The sequence below is a fragment of the Corallococcus sp. CA053C genome, from assembly GCF_003611675.1.
GTDB lineage: Bacteria > Myxococcota > Myxococcia > Myxococcales > Myxococcaceae > Corallococcus.
This window is the reverse complement of record NZ_RAWA01000840.1, coordinates 1-612: the sequence shown is the minus strand read 5'-3', so window position 1 is coordinate 612 and position 612 is coordinate 1. Positions and strand designations below refer to the sequence as shown.

Below are 612 nucleotides of genomic sequence, written 5' to 3'. Positions count from 1 at the left end.
CCAGCTACGCGGCCTTCAGCGCAGGCCAGGAGCCCTCTCTTCCGCCGCTGCCCGTGCAGTACGCGGACTTCGCCGCGTGGCAGCGCCAGTGGTTGCAGGGAGAGGTGCTGGAGACGCAGCTGGGCTACTGGAAGCACCAGCTCACCGGGGCCCCCTCCGCGCTGGAGCTGCCCACGGACCGCCCGCGCCCGCCCGTGCAGTCCCGGCGCGGCGCCACGGTGCCGGTGAGTATTCCCTCGGCCCTCACCGACTCCCTGCGCGGCCTGGCTCAACGGGAGGGCGCCACGCCCTTCATGCTGCTGCTCTCCGCCTTCCAGCTGCTGCTGTCACGCTACTCCGCCCAGGACGACGTCTCCGTGGGCTCACCCATCGCGGGACGTACGCACGCGGAAGCCGAAGGCCTCATCGGCTTCTTCGTCAACACGCTCGTGCTACGGGCTCGGATGCAGCCGCAGGACTCCTTCCGCGCGCTGCTCGCGCAGGTACGCGGCACGACGCTCGCGGCCTATGAGCACCAGCACGTCCCCTTCGAGAAGCTGGTGGAAGTCCTCCAGCCCTCGCGTGACTTGAGCCGCAGCCCCCTCTTCCAGGTGATGTTCGTCCTGCAGAACG

General features: G+C 69.9%; 1 protein-coding gene. It reads left to right on the top strand.

Annotated features, from left to right (window positions below; translation table 11 throughout):
• The coding region (locus D7V97_RS43500; protein WP_233583629.1) for a condensation domain-containing protein at positions 1-612 on the top strand (612 nt) is incomplete at both ends.